Annotated in this window: 17 protein-coding genes and 1 riboswitch; of the genes, 8 read left to right on the top strand and 9 right to left on the bottom strand. The window is 46.2% G+C overall.

Translation table 11 applies throughout. The features are described from left to right. Window positions 1-5: 5 nt before the first annotated feature. Window positions 6-1,328, bottom strand: coding sequence for an AAA-like domain-containing protein (locus QUA10_RS13930; protein ID WP_333081654.1), 1,323 nt, complete (start codon window positions 1,326-1,328; stop codon window positions 6-8). Between the two features lie 299 nt (window positions 1,329-1,627). Here QUA10_RS13930 and QUA10_RS13925 point away from each other — a divergent pair, with 299 nt between their 5' ends. After that, window positions 1,628-1,840, top strand: coding sequence for a hypothetical protein (locus QUA10_RS13925; protein ID WP_333081655.1), 213 nt, complete (start codon window positions 1,628-1,630; stop codon window positions 1,838-1,840). Between the two features lie 21 nt (window positions 1,841-1,861). On the opposite strand, the gene QUA10_RS13920 is transcribed toward QUA10_RS13925, so the two are convergent. After that, the gene (locus tag QUA10_RS13920; RefSeq protein ID WP_333081656.1) at window positions 1,862-2,521 is read right to left on the bottom strand and encodes a restriction endonuclease subunit R; all 660 of its coding nucleotides are present in this window, start codon (window positions 2,519-2,521) and stop codon (window positions 1,862-1,864) included. A 161-nt stretch (window positions 2,522-2,682) separates the two neighbouring features. Here QUA10_RS13920 and QUA10_RS13915 point away from each other — a divergent pair, with 161 nt between their 5' ends. The 6 genes from QUA10_RS13915 (at window position 2,683) to QUA10_RS13890 (ending at window position 8,220) form a co-directional block, all read left to right on the top strand. Further along, entirely contained in the window at window positions 2,683-3,033 is a 351-nt protein-coding gene (locus tag QUA10_RS13915) for a DUF433 domain-containing protein (RefSeq protein WP_333081657.1), read from the top strand. After that, window positions 3,011-3,373 carry a DUF5615 family PIN-like protein gene (locus QUA10_RS13910; protein WP_333081658.1) on the top strand — a complete coding sequence of 121 codons (363 nt, stop codon included), beginning with the start codon at window positions 3,011-3,013 and terminating at the stop codon, window positions 3,371-3,373. Before QUA10_RS13915 ends, QUA10_RS13910 begins: the two co-directional genes overlap by 23 nt. Window positions 3,374-3,494: 121 nt before the next feature. Beyond that, window positions 3,495-5,465 (top strand): acetate--CoA ligase, encoded by a 1,971-nt coding sequence (gene acs, locus QUA10_RS13905; protein WP_333081660.1) that lies wholly within the window; start codon window positions 3,495-3,497, stop codon window positions 5,463-5,465. 50 nt (window positions 5,466-5,515) lie between these two features. Beyond that, on the top strand, window positions 5,516-6,145 hold the full coding sequence (locus QUA10_RS13900; protein ID WP_333081661.1) for an ACP phosphodiesterase: 630 nt from the start codon (window positions 5,516-5,518) through the stop codon (window positions 6,143-6,145). Between the two features lie 96 nt (window positions 6,146-6,241). After that, a complete protein-coding gene (locus QUA10_RS13895; RefSeq protein WP_333081662.1) occupies window positions 6,242-7,138 on the top strand; it encodes a thermonuclease family protein in 897 nt (298 codons plus the stop codon). Window positions 7,139-7,431: 293 nt separating this feature from the next. Next, window positions 7,432-8,220, top strand: a complete 789-nt coding sequence (locus tag QUA10_RS13890; RefSeq protein ID WP_333081663.1) for a class II glutamine amidotransferase — start codon at window positions 7,432-7,434, stop codon at window positions 8,218-8,220. Between the two features lie 235 nt (window positions 8,221-8,455). Here QUA10_RS13890 and QUA10_RS13885 read toward each other — a convergent pair whose 3' ends face one another. From QUA10_RS13885 to QUA10_RS13855, 7 genes are all read right to left on the bottom strand, one after another. Beyond that, window positions 8,456-8,674: a hypothetical protein gene (locus QUA10_RS13885; protein ID WP_333086280.1), complete on the bottom strand. Its 219-nt coding sequence runs from the start codon at window positions 8,672-8,674 to the stop codon at window positions 8,456-8,458. Window positions 8,675-8,730: 56 nt separating this feature from the next. Beyond that, the gene (gene uca / locus QUA10_RS13880) at window positions 8,731-12,348 is read right to left on the bottom strand and encodes an urea carboxylase (protein WP_333081665.1); all 3,618 of its coding nucleotides are present in this window, start codon (window positions 12,346-12,348) and stop codon (window positions 8,731-8,733) included. A 200-nt stretch (window positions 12,349-12,548) separates the two neighbouring features. After that, entirely contained in the window at window positions 12,549-13,190 is a 642-nt protein-coding gene (locus QUA10_RS13875; RefSeq protein ID WP_332952432.1) for an urea amidolyase associated protein UAAP2, read from the bottom strand. A 79-nt stretch (window positions 13,191-13,269) separates the two neighbouring features. Next, a complete protein-coding gene (locus tag QUA10_RS13870) occupies window positions 13,270-14,001 on the bottom strand; it encodes an urea amidolyase associated protein UAAP1 (protein WP_333081666.1) in 732 nt (243 codons plus the stop codon). A 294-nt stretch (window positions 14,002-14,295) separates the two neighbouring features. After that, complete coding sequence (locus tag QUA10_RS13865; protein ID WP_333081668.1) at window positions 14,296-15,072, bottom strand: ABC transporter ATP-binding protein; 777 nt, start codon at window positions 15,070-15,072, stop codon at window positions 14,296-14,298. A gap of 59 nt (window positions 15,073-15,131) precedes the next feature. Beyond that, window positions 15,132-15,983, bottom strand: coding sequence for an ABC transporter permease (locus QUA10_RS13860; protein WP_333081669.1), 852 nt, complete (start codon window positions 15,981-15,983; stop codon window positions 15,132-15,134). A 108-nt stretch (window positions 15,984-16,091) separates the two neighbouring features. Next, window positions 16,092-17,159: an ABC transporter substrate-binding protein gene (locus QUA10_RS13855; protein ID WP_333081671.1), complete on the bottom strand. Its 1,068-nt coding sequence runs from the start codon at window positions 17,157-17,159 to the stop codon at window positions 16,092-16,094. 144 nt (window positions 17,160-17,303) lie between these two features. Beyond that, window positions 17,304-17,458: riboswitch (guanidine-I (ykkC/yxkD leader) on the bottom strand. A gap of 537 nt (window positions 17,459-17,995) precedes the next feature. Between QUA10_RS13855 and atzF the strand changes: the two genes are divergently transcribed. Further along, window positions 17,996-19,810: an allophanate hydrolase gene (gene atzF, locus QUA10_RS13850; protein WP_333081672.1), complete on the top strand. Its 1,815-nt coding sequence runs from the start codon at window positions 17,996-17,998 to the stop codon at window positions 19,808-19,810. Window positions 19,811-19,828 lie beyond the last annotated feature (18 nt).

The raw sequence follows: 19,828 nt of genomic DNA, 5'->3' as shown, positions 1-19,828 counted from the left end.
AGACTCTAATCTCGAAATTTTTCTGCAAAATAATCCCGATATAACCGACAGCTAGGAGTTATACCATGCTGATTTTGCTTGACTAAACCCGTACTCAATAACTTAAATTCTAGCATCCGTTCTAATTTGACCGCACTGTCTGCACAAACAACTTGTTTAAGAGCAGCTTTTAGTTCAGAATAATTTTGCACATTCGCCCAGTGACTCTGCAAATGCTTGCCGTAAATTCCCACATTTGTAGCTGCATTTTGCAAAACTTCTGCTAAAGATAGATTGGAATCCTTCAAATGATAAAGCGCCTTGCGTACCATATAAGGATAACCGCCAATCATTGCCATCAATGTCGCCACTTCATCAGTTCCCCAAGATAATTGATGGCGGCGGGCTAAATCTAGAATATTTTGCTGGCTAAATTCTGTCAACTCTACTTCAAACCCGACATTAAATGGTGATTGATTATAAGGTAATTCCACGTACACATTTGTAGAATAAAGCAGCACCATTCGCAAGTTTTCCCATATTTCCGTTTTCCGAGTTTCTTCAAACCAGCTTCGTAACATACTAAAAAAATCTTCTGAAATTTCCTTATAAGCAAAAATACAGTCTATTTCTTCTAAAGCTAATACTAAAGGACTATCTATAGCTTCTAAAACTTCATATTGAAAGTATTTTTTGCAATTCACAAGAATGCCTCCACCCGCCTGCAAATATTTATCGATATTAGATTCTAGTTTTAGCTCTCGGCTGATATTCAAGCCAAACCATTTAATGAATTTATTTATATCACTAAAAATTTCTTTTTCAGCCTCTCTAAAATCTAAACGCACTAACTGATAATTATTGCTTTTTGCGCGTTCCATAATGCGAATCAACAAAGAACTTTTCCCCATCAAGTTGGGAGCTTTAATGCGAATCATTGACCCCCGCTCTAAAACCTGTTTATAACAGTCAGATTCCATTCTAGAACGCTCTATATAAAACTCAGAATTTAATCGCACTGGCCCTTCTGGCAATTCTAATGCTTTTGGAGCAGGGGTTCTTTCCCCGAATTCCTTTAATAACTCTGGGCAAACTAAGTCAGGTTTATATGTGACAAATAATAGAATCAACTCTTCACGTTGCGTATATCCTCCACCCGGCTCATTTGTGATATTAAATGACTGGCAAATATTTGAAATATGATCGCTGACACACGACCTCGTTACTTTTGGGGTGAGAGAGTTAGCGATTTGTTGGTCTGGCTTATCTTGCAAGAACTCCCTTAGCACTAGACGCTGTTTTTTTGTAAGCTTGTCTGTATAGATAGCCTCAAACTCCTGTTTTGTCATCTTCTCCATTCCACCTCTGCCTCAAACCTGCCTAATTTCTCTTAAATTAGCATAACTTAGAGCTTTAGGATAGCTGTTCATTCAATCCCTAGTTAATTTTCACAAATTTCTAAGCCAAAAATGATTTGTGACTTTTTTCTCACAAACTCTTTCACAAATCATTCTATCGCAACTCACAATCTCTTCAAATTTTTACTTAACAACTAATTTGGGAGGCTAAATTGATGATCGCCCGCGAACACAAAAAATCCAGATATCGTAGGAAATGTACATAGATAGATAGATAGAGATTAAAAAAAATGAAACCAGAAAAACCGAATAATAGACGGAACTTTTTGAAGAAGCTGTCTAAGTCAGATATCAAATGGTTGTTAGAGAAATTTTTTCTACCCATCCTCCTAGTGACGATTCCTTTAACACCAACTGCGATCGAACTTTTGCGGACTGAACAACCGCCAACTCCTGCACAAAAGGTTCCACCGATCGAGCACACGACTCCACCGTCACCATAACATCGGATGCGATCGCCCTTGTTAAGCCAACTGCAACTGCACATTCTGCAACTTGCAAATAGCTTTCAACACTTGCGCTAACAAGAGCGATCGCTCTGGGTCAATCAAATTCAATTCCGGTAAAATCTGATAAGTACAAGGATTTCCCCGCGTCACCCGCACAAACCGATAACTTTCGCCATTCGTGGTCAATCCCCAAACAGACGATTGCTGCTGCAAACTTTTATAAGTATAAGTCAGGAGTTGCGGTAAACCAGTCAAAGGTGCGATCGCACTATTTTTCGCCTCCACTACCAAAATCCAAAACTGTGCAGCCGCGAGCTCTGCATCCGGCTGATTTACCGCTAAAATATCCAACCGCCCTTTAATTAAAGTATCCTCATCCTCAACCTCGATCGGGATGCTATCTTCCATTGTCAGCAGGATCGGAATATCAAAAAATCCTGCTAATCTCATTAACGGTGAAAGCACTAAAAATTTAACCAGTTCTGCTGAAACTTTTCCTGCGGATAAGTAGCGTCTAAAGTCAGTTCTAATCTTTAATATTTCTTGCAGTTCTAATTCTGACAGCGCTTGCATAGAAAAAAAATCGGTGAAGGCGTTTCCTTCTCGCTCTTCCAATTTGAGAAGGTGGCGAACGTCATTTAGCGAAAGTTGGCTTTCTTCTAAATTTTGCGTCATGGCTTTTGTGCGCTCTGCCGATCCAGTAAACTATATTATAGAGGCATTATAATAAGAGTGAAACCCGTTTGATTTATTTTTATTAACCTCAAAAAAACACATCAAACCATCTTCTGTTCAGGTATTATAATATTATCAACCCTTATCCTAACCACCAAGCTATGCAACTAGAAGACTACTTCAACTTCCTGAGACCTGACGATATTCGGATCAAAGGTTCCCGTATTGGCATCGAAACCATTCTTTATGAGTACCTGTTTCGCGCTCGAACTCCCGAAGAAATTGCCAACATTTATACATCCCTCACCCTCGAACAGGTTTATGCGACAATTTTGTACTACTTGCACAACAAAGAAGCAGTCGGTAAATACATAACCGAATGGCTGGAATGGGGCGAAAAAATGCGAGAAGAACAAACTCGCAATCCTCCTCCAGTGACAGAAAAACTTCGCAAATTTAAAGCAGAAAGAGAGGCAAGGAGCAAAGCTGATGCCAATCCAGTATCTCTTTGATGAAAATGTCGATCCTGCATATGTTAACCAAATTCGCAGGCGCAATCCCGATCTGGTTGTTCTAGCAGTGGGAGAACTAACAGCACCTTCCAAAGGCACTCTCGATCCAGAAATTCTTATTTGGTGCGAAATACACCACTTCATTCTTGTTACCAACAACCGCCGCTCTATGCCAGTTCATTTAACAGAGCATTTAGAGCAAAATGGTCATGTTCCAGGAATCTTTATCCTGAATTCCAAGCTGAGTATCGGTCAAAATATTGAACTACTGCTTCTGATTTATGAAGCATCATTTGATAATGAGTACCAAGATAGAATTTACAATTTACCAGTGCTATAACTTCTCATGCAGCTCCAACCTTGACCAAATTCCCCAAAGTCTTAAGGAAAATAAACATACTTTTGTCCCAACTTATGCACACAATAGCTAAAAAGAGTAACTGAACTAAAAACTAACAGCAATGTCACAAGATACGATCGAATCAATTCTGCAAGAAAAACGGCTATTTCAGCCGCCCGCTGAATTCTCCCAAAAAGCTCACATCAAAAGCCTAGAAGAGTACCAAGCCCTCTACGACAAAGCCAAAGCTGACCCCCAAGCCTTCTGGGCAGAACTCGCCGCCCAAGAATTGCACTGGTTCCAAAACTGGGATACCGTGCTCGACTGGCAACCGCCTTTTGCTAAATGGTTTGTCAACGGTAAAATTAATATTTCTTACAATTGTCTCGATCGCCACTTAACCACTTGGCGCAAAAATAAAGCCGCCCTGATTTGGGAAGGCGAACCCGGAGATTCCCGCACCATCACCTACGCGCAACTCCACCGCGAAGTCTGCCAAATGGCGAACGTCATCAAACAATTGGGAGTCCAAAAGGGCGATCGCGTTGGCATTTATATGCCGATGATTCCCGAAGCTGCGATCGCCATGCTAGCCTGTGCCAGAATCGGTGCAGTACACAGCGTTGTTTTTGGCGGTTTTAGTGCAGAAGCTTTGCGCGATCGACTTAACGACGGCCAAGCAAAACTCGTCATCACCGCTGACGGTGGCTTCCGCAAAGATACCGCCGTCGGCCTCAAAACACAAGTAGACAAAGCATTAGCAAATAATGCCACACCCAGTGTTACCAACGTTCTGGTAGTTCAGCGCACCAAACAGCAAATTGACATGGAACCAGGGCGCGATCATTGGTGGCACGATTTGCAAAAAGGTGCATCGGCAAATTGTCCCGCCGAACCGATGGACAGCGAAGATATGCTGTTCGTACTCTACACCAGTGGCAGTACCGGCAAACCGAAAGGTGTCGTCCATACAACCGGTGGTTATAACCTTTATACCCACATGACAACCAAGTGGATATTCGACCTCCAAGATACCGATGTTTATTGGTGTACTGCTGATGTCGGCTGGATTACCGGACACAGTTACATAGTCTACGGGCCACTGTCCAACGGTGCAACAACTTTAATGTATGAAGGTGCTCCTCGCCCTTCTAATCCAGGCTGTTTTTGGGATGTAATTGAAAAATACGGCGTCACCGTTTTCTACACTGCACCCACCGCAATTCGCACCTTTATGAAAATGGGCGAACACTTGCCCAACGCGCGCGATTTGTCGTCTTTACGATTGTTAGGAACCGTTGGCGAACCGATCAATCCCGAAGCTTGGATGTGGTATCAGCGCGTAATTGGCCATTCGAATTGTCCGATCGTTGATACTTGGTGGCAAACAGAAACCGGGGGAATTATGATTACCGCTTTGCCCGGTGCAATTCCTACAAAACCCGGTTCTGCAACCCTACCGTTCCCCGGAATTGTGGTCGATGTTGTTGACCAAGATGGGGAACCAGTCACTAACGAAAGCGGCGGTTATTTAGTGGTGAAACATCCTTGGCCGGGAATGATGCGGACACTTTACAACGATCCCGATCGTTTCCGCCGCACTTATTGGGAATATTTACACCCGAAAGATGGCGAATTTGTGTACTTTGCAGGGGACGGCGCGCACAAGGACAAAGACGGTTATTTCTGGGTAATGGGTCGCGTTGATGATGTAATTAATGTGGCCGGACACCGACTTGGCACAATGGAAGTCGAGTCAGCTTTGGTATCGCATCCAGCGGTGGCGGAAGCTGCGGTTGTTGGCAAACCGGATGAGATTAAAGGTGAGGAAATTGTGGCTTTTGTCACGTTGGACAACTCGCAGCAACCTAGCGATGAATTGGCTAAAGAATTGAAGCAGCACGTTGTTAAGGAAATTGGGGCGATCGCCCGTCCCGGCGAAATTCGATTTACTGATGCTTTGCCGAAAACGCGAAGCGGGAAGATTATGCGCCGATTGCTGCGTTCTTTGGCGGCGGGACAAGAGGTTTCTGGGGATACTTCGACTTTGGAAGACCGGACGGTTTTGGATAAGTTGCGCGGTGGTGCGTAGGGGGATTTTTTTCAGGGCAGGTTCTTAATAGCAGTAAGGTGCGCCGGGTCGTGCACCTTACTCTTTCTGCTTATGCTATCTTAGATATTTTTACTGTAGCAATGAATTATTTGGCTCATCTATTCTTATCAAAAGGCACGCCAGAATCCCTGATTGGCAACCTCTTAGGAGATTTTGTCAAAGGTTCGGCAATCAACCTTTATCCCGATGAAATTAGAAAGGGCATCGATTTGCACCGCAAAGTAGATAGCTACACGGACTCTCACGCAATAGTGCGAGCGAGTAAAAGCCTTATTTCTTCCCAGAGACGCAGGTTTGCTGGAGTTTTGATTGACGTGTTTTACGACCACTTCTTGGCTAAAAATTGGCTGGAATATTCAGAAATTCCCCTCCGGGATTTTTCTCAGGATGTCTATAAAATCCTACAAGACAACCGCGATATATTACCTGACTCTCTCCAGCGGGTACTGCCCACAATAATTGCCCGCGACTTGCTTTCATCTTATCAGGAAATTGCCGAAATCGGCATCACTCTTACAAGAATGTCAGCCCGAATCAAGCGGACAAATAACTTAGCAAGCGGCATAGAAGATTTGACAGCTAACTATCAGCGCTTAGAATCAGATTTTCAAGATTTTTTCCCCGAATTGATAAAATACGCGACTGTTGACAAATATTAATACAAACAACAAAAATTAGAGTTGCTAGTGATAACGAACTCGTGTATAATCCAAGCGATACCTGCATGAAATCTCAAGTGCAACAGGGTTCAAAATATGGCAACCAGAATTCCGAACCTGCAAATAACTAAAGTAGTTGATGGCGACAGCATCAAAATTTCTCTCAACGGCAAAACCGAATCTCTGCGGCTGATTTGCGTCGATACAGAAGAAAGTCATTCGGGAGGTTCCAAACCTGTAACTGTAGCGGGGAAAGCAGCTTCAGAAATGGCTAAAAAATACTTCGCCACAGCAGATGGCGGACTTGCTCAAATTGACATAGAATTTGATACAGACGATTCGGTTGAAGTAGCTCTACAAAAACACCGCGACAACTACGGGCGTCTCCTCTGTTACGTACATAAAGACGGAGAAAATTACAATCTTAAACTGATTGAAGAAGGCTGGAGTCCCTACTTCGTCAAATACGGGCGATCCCGATTGTATCACCGACAAATGACTGAGGGAGAATCGGCAGCAAAAGCTTACAATCTGATGATTTGGAATCCGATTATCAATGCCAAAATTCCCTCTCGCAACTATGCTAATTTACTTCCTTGGTGGTCGATGCGAGGCTCGATTGTTGAAGAGTTTCGGTTGTCGGAAGCAACCGCAGGAGCGCTTTCTTTGAGGTTGGACTACCCGAAAATATTAGCTGCTTCTGAGAGAGCTAAATCTATTACTATTTTCTGCGATTTGCAGGCGGGAATTACTAAAAGGATCGGCGGCAGCGCTGTAATTTATGCTGGTTCGGTGTATCATAAATTAGCTTTGTGGATACCAGATGCGGAAACTGATGAAATGGCTCCTTTGAAGCGGCTAATCGAGAAGCGTTATGCGGTTCTGGGACGGGGATATGTGTATGTCAGTGGGAAGGTAGAACAGTACAAAGGGAAGCCTCAAATAGTTTTGAAGGATATCAAACAACTTTCAGACTTTCCCCCACAAAAGTGAATTTTACATAAATTTAATTAACAAAATTGCAGGACAAATGGAACGATGAAGACTGTTCTCCGGGGAACGCGATTGAATTTTGGGCGATTCCCTACCGCAACGGGCTCGCACGCGCGTTCGGGATAGCTTGGCTTCACGCATTTTTTAAAATTTAAGTAGCATTATGGTTAACCATCCAAAATAATTGTGTTTTTTTTATTAGGCTAAATCAATTCATACTATAATACTATCATCGCAAATCTGTAGCTGCCAATAGCTGCGACATCTATTCAAACTCCAGAGATTTAAAAGCTATGTGCCAATTACTGGGAATGAACTGCAATGTTCCAACAGATATTTGCTTTTCTTTTGAGGGTTTTTCTGCAAGAGGTGGCAGAACAGACGTTCATCAAGACGGTTGGGGAATTGCTTTCTTTGAAGGTTTGGGATGTCGCCTTTTTATAGACTCTAAACCTGCGATTGCTTCTCCGGTTGCTGAAGTAGTGCGTCGCTATCCGATTCATTCAACTAACGTGATTGCTCACATCCGCAAAGCTACCCAAGGCGAAATTGCTCTGGAAAACTGCCACCCTTTTATTCGGGAACTTTGGGGACGTTATTGGGTGTTTGCTCACAACGGAAATCTCGAAAATTTTTCTCCAGAATGTGCCGGAGTTTACAAACCAGTTGGCAAAACTGACAGTGAAAAAGCATTCTGTTTAATATTAGAAAAGCTGCGCTCTACTTTCCCTCAAAATAAGCCTGCTTTAGGGGAAATTTACCGGGTACTGGAGGAAATTACTAAAACTTTGGCTGAACACGGAATTTTTAATTATTTGCTTTCCGATGGAAAACACTTGTTCACCCACTGTTCTACTAATTTGCATTATATTGTGCGACAAGCACCTTTTGCTAGCGCTCACTCGATCGACGAAGATATAACAGTCGATTTTCGGGAATTGACCAACGAGGACGATCGCGTGGCTGTTATTGCCACTTTTCCGCTGACAGATAACGAAGTTTGGACGCAAATTCAGCCCGGAGAATTGCTGGTATTTCAGGATGGTTTGCCGCTCACTTCTGGGCTGCTAGAGTTAAGTTAAGGAGATTTAAACTGAGATGTTGCACCATTGTCAATAAGCTTTTTAGGAACAGGCAAGATGCCTGTTCCACAAGAAAATTAAATTTTTATGGAACAGGCATCTTGCCTGTTCTTGAGAATGGTGCAAGATGTGAGTTGAAACAAATTTAAAGCCTAAACAGAGCATCGAACCTGCTAAATGACCAGCTTTCCAGCTTGATTTATTAAGCCAGATTTGCCATTGCGCTTGACAGTGGCTAAGCCTTCGGAACAACTGCCGACAGAGGAAACTTGGGGGCGATCGCGCACTGGCCTGCTTGATTGATGTATCCCCACCCTTTTGAAGTCCTAACTACTGCTAAACCTGCATTAAATGAGCGGGTGTTGCACAATTTGAGGATGATTATTGTGGGGTGTCTCGCCTGCGGTGAAAATACATCGGACGAGATCAGGAACTCATCCCACAAAACAATCAAAATCATCTCGCAATTATGCAACGGCTTCTACTCTCCCCGAATTGACAACCGAGGGATTAATTCGGTTGAATAGCCGCTAGAATTTGTCCGGCTGTCAACGTTTGCCCCTTTTCACAAAACAACTCGGCAACAGTGCCCGCAACATCAGCAGTAATAGCAATCTCCATTTTCATCGCTTCCAAAATTAACAGGCGATCGCCCTCAGCAACCGCATCTCCAACCTTCACCAGTACCTGCCAAACATTAGCCGAAACGTGAGCGACAACAGCCTCACAGTCGATCGGCAAAGTAACCTCCGCCGCCGTTTCAGAACCCACATCCGCCGAGGATTCTGCTGCTGATTCAGCTTCAAATTCCCCGGATGCGGCCCAGCGATCGCGCTCTGCATTAAATGCCGCCTGCTGCTGCGCTTTAAACTCAGCCGTACTGCCAGCAATAGAATGCAAAAACTCATTGTATTCTCTCAAATTAAAAGTGATTTCCTCAACCTTTAATTTAAACTTACCTTCGATAAATGCTTCCCGACAGCGGTGCAATTCCTCATGAGAAACCGGATAAAATCGGATTTGGTCAAAAAAGCGCAAAAGCCAAGGTTTACCAGACTGGAAATCCGCCGTTTGTTTGAACCGATTCCACATTTGCACCGTGCGGCCGACAAATTGATAACCTCCGGGCCCTTCCATCCCGTAAACGCACAAATACGCGCCGCCAATCCCAACTGCATTTTCAGGAGTCCAAGTGCGGGCGGGATTGTATTTAGTAGTAACCAAACGGTGGCGCGGATCGAGGGGAGTTGCGACGGGCGCACCTAAATAAACGTCTCCCAAACCCATCACTAAATAGCTAGCATTAAATACAATTTCTCTGACTTGTTCGATGCTGTCAAGCCCGTTTATGCGGCGAATAAATTCAATATTGCTGGGACACCAAGGTGCATCCGATCGCACAGACTGCATATATTTTTCAATAGCCAACAGCGTCGATTCATCTTCCCAAGATAAAGGCAAGTGCACAATTCGCGCCGGCACTTCCAAATCCTCGATCGCCGGAAGTTCCGCCTCCGCCGCTATCAGCGCCTGCATTAGCTGCTGTTGCGAAATCTGGCCGCTGTCAAAATGAATTTGCAGCGATCGCATTCCCGGCACTAATTCGATCACACCAGGCAACGGATTTGCTTTCAAATTTTCCATCAATGCGTGCGCCCGAAAACGCAAATTTAAATCCAGCACCAACGGGCCGTATTCAACTAGAATATATTTATCCCCAGCTTGACGGTAAGTAACAGCAACCTGTCCCGGAGATTCTGGAATTTTGTGCAAAATTGGAGAGGCGGGAACTGCTGGCAATTCCTCTGCATTTTCATCAAAAACAGGCAAACTAAAAGTAGCAATTTGCCTATCTTGTGCTAACTCCCGCTGCAAAGCTTCAGCAAAACTCAAACAGTGAAAGCGAATGCTGTCCCCCGGTTTCAGTTGCCCGATTTTCCACAATTCCGACTGCACAATAGTAGCAGGACAGACAAAACCTCCCAAACTCGGGCCGTCCAGACCGAGAATTACAGGCATATCGCCCGTAAAATCGATCGTGCCGATCGCGTAAGCATTATCGTGAATGTTAGACGGGTGCAAACCCGCTTCTCCTCCGTCTTGACGCGCCCAGGTTGGCTTCGGGCCGATCAGCCGAATGCCCGTCCGCGTCGAGTTGTAATGCACCTGCCATTCTGTGGAGAAAAACATTTCGATGTCTGACTCAGTAAAGAAATCCGGCGCGCCGTGAGGCCCGTACAAAACGCCGATTTCCCAATTATTGCTGTAGGTGGGAATTAGTTCCGGAGGCAAAGATATTTCCGCTTCCAGAGTTGCAGTTTGAACCAGTTTAAGCACATCTCCAGGACGCAGCGTGCGGCCCGCGTGTCCGCCAAATTTTCCCAGTACAAAAGTTGATTTGCTGCCCAAATAATCGGGGACATTAAAGCCGTGCTTTACCGCTAAATAAGTGCGGTAGCCGCCACCGTGAATGGCTTTTAACTTGAGAATGCTGCCAGCTTTTACGGGAATTGCAGTCCAAAACGGCACCGGTTCTCCGTTTAGCGTTCCCTTCATAATTGCGCCAGTCAGACTAATAACTGTATCGGCATTAAAGCGCAGAGTTGGACCTGTAGCTGTGAATTCCAATCCTGCGCTCGATTCGGGATTTCCTACTAAACGATTTGCCGATCGAAATGCCAGATGATCCATCGGCCCAGAAGGCGGCACGCCCACATCCCAATAGCCAATCCGCCCCGGATAATCTTGAATGCTGCTGTAGGTTCCCCCATCCAATACATCGATCGTTAAAGGTGCGTATTCAAAAGAGTTTAAAAAGCGCGTGCTCAGTTCGCCCCGGCTGAATCGGGAATCGTCCAAAATCTGGCGGAGGTAATCTAAATTAGTTTCAATTCCCGCTATTTCACTGGCATCTAAAGCAGCTTTTAGTTTTACGATCGCCTGGGTTCGATTATCCCCGCAAACGATTACTTTGGCTAGCAGCGGATCGTAAAAAGGAGTAACCTCCGTGCCGGTTTCTATCCAACTGTCGCAGCGGACGTTTTCGGGAAACGCAACTTGATTCAGCAACCCGGAACTCGGCTGAAAATTCTTGCCGGCATCTTCGGCATAAATTCGCACCTCAATTGAGTGTCCCTGCGGCCGATAGCGGTACTCTTCCAGGGAGAACAAATCTCCCGAAGCCTGTTTGACCATCCACTCAACGAGGTCGATGTTGTTGACAGCTTCAGTAACGCCGTGCTCGACTTGCAAGCGCGTGTTGACTTCCAAAAAATAAAACTGTTTCGCATCGACATCAAATACAAATTCAACAGTCCCGGCTGACTGGTAATTTACCGCTTTTCCCAACCGCACGGCTGCACTGTACAACTGATTTCGCTGTTCGTCGCTAATAGCAGGGGCGGGGGTTTCTTCTATTACTTTTTGATTGCGCCGCTGCACGGAACAATCTCGCTCGCCCAAGGCTATGACATTTCCTTTGCCATCTCCAAAGATTTGGACTTCTATGTGCCTGGCTGTTTGAATGTATTTCTCTAAAAAAACGCCGCTTTGTTTAAAATTGCTTTGACTCAAACGCTGTACTTTTTCAAATGCTTCTGCCAAATCTCGATCGCCAAAACAAGCCTGCAAACCGATGCCGCCGCCGCCTGCGGTACTTTTGAGCATCACCGGATAGCCGATCGCCCCAGCCGCTTTTTGGGCATCCTCTAAACTTGCTAAAAGTTCGCTTCCTGGAGTTAGCGGCACTTGATTTGCAGCGGCTATTTCCCGCGCGGTGTGCTTCAATCCAAAGCAGCGCAACTGACTCGGAGTCGGGCCGATAAATGCAATATTTTCGCTGGCGCAAGCTTCGGCAAATTCAGCATTTTCGCTCAAAAAGCCGTAACCCGGATGGATAGCTTGAGCTTTTGTTTGGCGCGCAACTTCGAGAATGCGATCGAACCGCAAATAACTCTCGGCTGCGGCGGCTGCACCGATACAAACGGCTTCGCTGGCGGCGAAAACGTGTGTGGCGTGGGCATCGGCTTCCGAATATACTGCTACCGAAGCAATTCCGAGACGATCGAGTGTGCGGATAATTCGGCAGGCAATTTCACCGCGATTGGCAATCAAAACTTTGTTAAACATTTAGGTATTTGTATGAATCTTTGATTGATAAGTCAACCGCAGATGTAAGGGAGATGAACGCAGATAAACGCAGATAATTTCTAGATAGGAAAGCTTGGGAATGCTATGCAAGTCTCTTGGGGCAATTGGGAAGGGCGCTAACAATAGTGCCAGCGTCCCCCTCGCGGCGAATTCTAATAGATGGCGGCGGGTATATTAGATTACACAGAATCCCAAACAATCAACTGAATCGGGGTAGGATTGTAAGCATTGCAAGGATTGTTCATTTGCGGGCAGTTAGAAATAGCAACCAGCGCGTTCATTTCGGCTCGCAAATCAACTGTACTTCCCGGATCGGAGATGCCGTCAACAATTTCAAGCGTGCCATCTTCGCTAACAGGAACATTCATAAAGAAGTTGATATTGCTGACTAAATCTCGCTTGCCCAAACCGTAGGGAAGAATTGCGGCGAGGAAATTTTCAACGCAGGCGTGCTGGTATTTTTTATCTAGTCCAAACCGCACCGAGTTGCTCTCGCAGCTACAGGCGCCGCCGGAGGTATCGTGCCGCCCGCAGGAGTCAGCAATTATTGTCATCATGGCTCGCCCTTCGTTAGAAATGAGTTGGCTGTTTGTAGTGACAAAGATGTTGCCTTGATTGACGATCGTATCGGGGGCGCTGTAGCGTTCGGAAGGGTCATCGGCATTGTAAACTAAAAAATCTACTGCTTGATTTCCGCCTAAATCTACAATGCGGAGAATCTGTCCTTTTTTGATGACGCGAGCCCAGGGATGTCTGGCTGGTAAAACTTCGTTATAAATTGCAGTTTTTGGATCGAGAATTTGTTGGGTAGTTGCAGTCATGGTTCACTTTTTGTGATGGAAGTGCAGAATTTTTTACGACAGATTGATGCGGACTAGATTGAGTTGTGTAATCGGGGGTTTATTGCACGAACAAAGCATCGGTGTTGATGAACCCGCGCACGGCTTCCGGGTTGGCGGTGCGGCACAAGTCGTCTGGTGCGGGTGCGGGGGTTTTCACAATCTGAATTTGGATGGGTTTTGGATCGTAAGTTGAACCCGGATGCAGGATGTGGGGGCAGTTAGAGATCATGGTCAATACGTTCATTTCGGCTCGCAAATCGATAAAACTACCCGGTTTTTCGCAGCCTTCGCGAAACTCCATCGTGCCGTCTGGTTTGACGGCAATGCGAGTAAATAAGTTGAGGTTGGGCATGATATCTTTTTTGCCCAATCCCCACCGACTTAGGGCTTTGAGGAAGTTGTCGCGGGAGTTTTTCCAGTCTCCTTCGCCGTATTTTTTGGCATTGCTAATGGCGTTACTGCATCCTCCTAGCAAATCGTGACAGCCGGAGGTGTCTTGGGTGATGGAAAATAGGATGCGTCCCATGTCTGTGTAGATCACCATGCCTTTTTTGAGAAAGGCGTTGAATTGAATTTTGGCGGTGTCTGCTGCGTTGAAACGTTCGATCGCATTGTCGGCGTTGTAGCACAGCATGGAAACGCCGCGAGAGCCTTCTAAATCGGTGATTCGCAGGGTGTTTCCCCGCTTGATGACTCCCGACCAGTACGCGCCGCCCGGTACGGTTTCTTGCATTAATACGAGGTCAGAATCGATTTCTGAGTTTGTGTCGCTCGATGATAGTTGCACCATAAGTTCCTCTTGATGTATTTGGGGGGGTCAGCGAAACAAAACAATAGTATTTTGTAGTGGCAAAACTTACCCTCTCCAAAAGTAATATTTATCTCCACTGATATCTTGCACCATTCTCAAGAACAGGCCAGATGCCTGTTCCACAAGAAAATTTAGTCTTTGTGGAACAGGCATCTTGCCTGTTCCTAAATAGGTAATTGACAATGGTGCAAGATGTTAAGTTTCCACTTACTTAGGTTGGCAGTTAAACTCTTGGCACGGGTGCAAAAAGTGCAACTACAAACCTATTTCTATTTAAGCAGCCATTGCAACTGCTTCTTGTCCGTGTTTCCGCATCAAATCCATGAGTTCGTCGCGGTAATCGTGGAATTTGGCGTGCCGTTTAATGCTGGGAGTGCGATCGGGCAAATTAATCGACATTTCCTTTCTCACTGTACCGGGACGAGCGCCCAAAGCATAAATCCGATTTGAAAGAAACACCGCTTCTTCGACATCGTGGGTAATCATAAAGATTGTAATCTGAGTGCGACGCCACAAATCGAGCATAAATTCGTGCATCGATTCTTTAGTGTGGATATCCAAGGCGCCGAAAGGTTCATCCATTAATAACACTTTAGGTTCAGAAGCGAGGGCGCGGGCGATCGCCACCCGCTGTTTCATCCCGCCCGACAATTCCTTCGGCAGGGACGAAGCAAACTGCGTCAATCCTACCACATTCAAATAATAGCTCGCTTGTTCGCGCCGCTTTTTCTTGGACACGCCTTGAAGTTTGAGGCCAAACTCGGCATTTTCCTGCACGTTCATCCAAGGATAAAGAGTGTAATGCTGAAATACCATACCTCGATCCGGCCCAGGCGAAACAACTTCCTTGCCGTCAATTTTCACTTCCCCTGTTGTCGGCTTGTCCAATCCCGCAATCTGCCTCAACAGAGTAGATTTGCCCGAACCGGATGCGCCTACCGCGCAGATAAATTCGCCTTGCTTGATGCTCATGTTGATGTCCTTGAGGACAACTAATTTACCCTTTTTAGTTTCAAAATTTTTGTGCAGGTTGTTGATTTGCAGAAACATGAGTTTATCCTCTGTATTGTAAGTAAAAAAATGACAGTATTCGGCCTTTTAACATCTGCTTACTGTTTCTGGCTTGACCATTTACAAGAAACCCGCAGCAGATATTGAAAAAGCAAGTCAAAAGTCAGTCCTATCGCCCCAATGACAATCAGCCCCACAAATATTTCATCGGTTCGGAGAAATCGACCGGCGACACTAATTCGGCGACCCAAGCCTTCGGTTGCAGCAATCAATTCCGAGACGATTACCAATTGCCAAGCCGCAGCTAAGTTGATGCGGCTAGCATCTAGAATCCCCGGCAAAACGTGGGGAAAAATAACTTGAGTTAGGATTTCCCAGCGATTCCCGCCCAACATATAAGTAGATTCGATCAAGTCTTTGGGAACAAACTTGACTGTATCCATCACCATCAGCGAATTGAAGAAAAAGACGCCGATGAAAATCAGGGTGATTTTGGGTTCTTCGCCGATTCCCAAGTATAGAATCAGCAAGGGAATGAATGCTGGTGCGGGCATATATCGCATCAAGCCGAACATGGGTTCCAGCAAGGCGCGAATACTGGGAAAACTGCCCATCAGCACGCCAATTGGTATGGAAAAAACCAAGGCGAACAGAAAGCCCACTCCCACCCGCCACAAACTCGCTACCGTGTCTTTCAAAAGTTCGCGAGTGTTCCACAGCCTGCCAAATGCCTCTAAAACTTTGCCGGGGGAAGGCAAAAATTTGGGATCTACGTTGGCGAAGGTTGTTACTAGCCACCACAGCAGCAGCGGCAGTGCGATCGATGTTACCGTTAACCCAATATTGAGGGGTTGTGGTATCTCTTCCGCAATCCGCCAGAAAACGGTGGGATTTAGGCTTTTTTGCTTGAGGTGGGATTGGATCGATCGCGGATCGGGGTTTGGTGGCATGATTTAATTGCAGAACAGTTTAGCGATTAATTGAAGTAGATTTGGGGGATTATAAAAAGTATTTTTTTTTAGGTTTTTTTGTGTATGCACAATCGTCAATTATGCCTTTTAGCTTTTACCTTCTGCATAAGCTTTGATAAAGCGATCGTCAAATAATGTGCTGATATCGGGTTGGGTTTTTGCTAAATTTACATCGACGAGGAATTTATTCATTTCGGCCGCGGCAAACTGCAATGATGTCATGTCGTTTCCCGGTTGAAATGCTTTCAAGTTTTCCTCTATAGTAAATATCTTAGTGCCGTTTTCATATTCTTTGTATTCCTCAACGCTAACTCCGGCGCGGTTGGCTAGAATTTGGTAAGATTTGTCTTGATTTGATTTCATGTATTCCAATGTTGCAAACCATGAATTGACCAGCGCTTGCACTCGATCTGGGTGTTCGTTGATAAACTTTCGGGTGAATACTAAATGGTCGGAAATCGCCCCCGGAAAATCTTTTGAACTAAACAGTTCCTTGCTGTTCGAGCGTTTTAATGCCTGCGTGGTAAACGGCGCAAATACTGCCACTGCATCGACTTGTCCTCCCACGAAAGCCGCCGCAGCTTTGCCAGTTTCCAGCGGCACAAATTGAATATCTTGCACTGATAAACCTGCTTTTCTCAGCCCTAACAGCAATAAAAAGTGATCGACTGTACCTTCCTCTGCTGCAACTTTTTTACCTTTCAAGTCGGCAACGGAATTGATACCTTCGGCGACAATCACTTTGTCATTTCCCGTCGAGTTGTCGTTGACTAAAACAATTACTTGGTCGGCGCCGCCTGATATGGAGTTTACTGTATCGCCGAGGGTTTGGCTGTTAGCATCTATCTGCCCTGCTGTGAGGGTGCTGATGGATTCTAAGTAGCCGTCAAACCATTTTAAGTCTACAGGAACATTGTTGGCTTCAAATATCTTTTGTTCTTTGGCAATTTGCCACGGAAACCAGCCGGGCCACGCGCTGAATCCAAGTCGAACTGCGTTAGCACTTATTGAAGAAGCTGCTTCGGTTTCTGTCGTGGTTTTGATATAAATTGCCGGGTTGACGCAGCCAACAGCGAAAAACAAGGTGATGAAAAATAGGGCGCAGTAGGATAATGGCGATCGCGTTATTTTTGGGGAGCAATATCGGATATTCATAGCATATTCTGGTTGCTGGTTAGAGGTGAATATGTCGATCGAGCTTTTGCACCTTCTTTGGCTTCCTTAGCTTCCGCAAACCCCCCTGATATACAAGGATAAAGCCCGAGAGCTAACGAACCGAGTCTTGCTGACCGATCGCGTTTCTCCCGGGCTTTTATCCCGCCGTGTAACTGGCTAGTGTTTCCCTCAAATTAAGAAAATATTGGGGCAACCAGTCTGCTTCTCTCGGACCAGCACTTGAACTTTCTAAGCTGAGTTAGAAACTAATTCAAATCGGAACCCTAGAAGCGGTTAAATTTTTCGGTTTTTGTCTGTATAAGTCCTGTTTGCAACCCAAGGAGTTATTCAAGACTGTCCGTAACAGCAATGCACTTAGCTTTTTGAAAGGTAAGCATACTGTAGCTTGCAATCTTACTAGATTGCTACGTTTCAAACGGTAACAGCAAACTTGAGGCGAAAATGTGTAAAATGTTACAAAAAACAGTTTTTCTCAAAATTGTAAAATTAAAATTTTTGGAAGATTAAACCGGGCGATGAGATGGGGCGATGGGAAATCGCGAAGTTTACCTGCACAAAAAGACGAAACCCGCAAGGTCAGGGTTGAATATTTCTCACCAAATAGTTCGATCCCTAGACTGGATGCGAGTACGATCGCCAATACGGTAAACTAACATCCTATTTGTAATAACGATCGCCTTGCACAGCCTTTCAAGTGATTTCTTCAATCTAAAATCTAAAATCTAAAATCGAATGATCCCCCAGCAAAGCCTGTAAACTCAATTGTTCAATCTAAAATCTAAAATCTAAAATCTAAAATCGACTGACGGTGCACTATGGAAAAATTTAACTACAGCAACAGTCTGGACATTCATTCGCTGCTCGATAGCTACCGCACCGGATCGATCGCACCTGCAGATGTAATCGCAAGCGTGTACGATCGGATCGAACGCTATGCAGATCCGGCGGTATGGATTTATTTAGCACCGCAGGCGGAAACCCTCGAACGCGCTAAAGCTTTGGAAAACCTAGACCCGCAACAATTGCCGCTCTACGGAATACCTTTTGCGATCAAAGATAATCTCGATTGGGCGGGCGTTCCGACTACGGCGGGATGTCCGCAGTTTGCTCGCACTCCAGCGCGATCGTCCGCAGTCGTAGAGTGGCTGTGCGCGGCAGGTGCGATCGCGATCGGCAAAACAAACATGGATCAGTTTGCCACAGGATTAGTGGGAACCCGCACGCCTTATGGAGTTTGCCGCAATCCCTTCGATTCGCGCTACATTCCAGGCGGATCGAGTTCCGGTTCCGCCGCAGCAGTCTCGGCCGGATTGGTGAGTTTTGCTCTGGGTACCGATACCGCAGGCTCGGGGCGGGTTCCCGCTGCTTTTACCAACATTGTCGGGCTGAAGCCAAGTTGCGGCTCGATCGGCACTCGCGGCCTGCTGCCGGCGGTGCGATCGCTCGACTGCGTTTCTGTGTTCGCTCTCACCTGTGCGGATGCAGCTTCCGTGCTGCAAGTAGCCAGCGGTTTTGACGCTGAGGATGCGTTTTCTCGCCGCCCTGAAACGAAAGTTTTGCCTGATTTCTCCCGCTTGCGGGTGGGAGTTCCCGGAGACGGCGAACTAGAATTTTTCGGGAATGCAGAAGCCGAACAGCGCTACCGGGAGGCGATCGCGCGCTTGCAATCTTTGGGCTGCACGATCGCACCTATTGACTTCAAACCCTTTGCGGATGCTGCCGAACTGCTCTACGGCGGCCCTTGGGTAGCAGAAAGGTTGGCAGCGATTGGCGATTTCCTCGACGCGCACCCAGATGCGATCGATCCGATTGTCTACAAAATTATCAGCGGCGGCAAACGCTACGATGCTGTCTCTGCCTACCGCGCGTCGTACCGGTTGGCCGAGCTCCGCAAGCTTGCTGAAATTCAGTGGCAGTCAATGGATGTGTTGGCGGTACCGACGACAGGCACGATATATACTGTCGCAGAAGTTGCAGCCGAGCCGATCGCGCTCAACACCAATCTGGGGCGCTACACGAACTTTGCGAATTTGCTCGATTTGTGCGCGATCGCAGTTCCCAGCGGGTTTCAAAGCAGCGGATTGCCCGCAGGATTGACACTGATGGCTCCTGCGTGGCACGATTTATCGCTCTGCAGCCTGGGAGCTGCTTTCCACGCTAGCTTGGGGGGAACTATGGGCGCAACCGGCCTACCGCTGCCAACCGTCCCGGAACCCGCCATCGCAGCCAAATCTTCCTCAGAAGAACGAGTCAAAATAGCCGTGGTTGGCGCTCATTTGAGCGGTGAGCCACTGAATTATCAACTAATCGAGGGGGGAGGCATTTTGGTTCGCGCCTGCCGTACCAGCCCGATTTACAAGCTGTACGCTTTGACGGGTACTGCTCTGGGCAAGCCGGGATTGGTGCGTCAGATAGAAGGCGGTAGCGCGATCAAGGTGGAAGTTTGGGAGTTGTCGATCGCGGCTTTCGGCGGATTTGTCGCTAAAATTCCCCCGCCGCTGGGAATTGGTACGCTGGTGTTGGAGGACGGCTCCACGGTCCAGGGCTTTTTGTGCGAACCTTATGCTGTGGCGGATGCGATCGATATTTCTCATCTCGGCGGTTGGCGAGCTTATAACTTCCGGTTTTAGGCTAAGTTAGAATGGCAA

Origin of the sequence: Microcoleus sp. Pol8_D6, from assembly GCF_036700965.1 — a bacterium.
GTDB lineage: Bacteria > Cyanobacteriota > Cyanobacteriia > Cyanobacteriales > Microcoleaceae > Microcoleus.
Note: the sequence above shows the minus strand (reverse complement) of the source record. Positions and strands in the feature narration are given on the sequence as shown.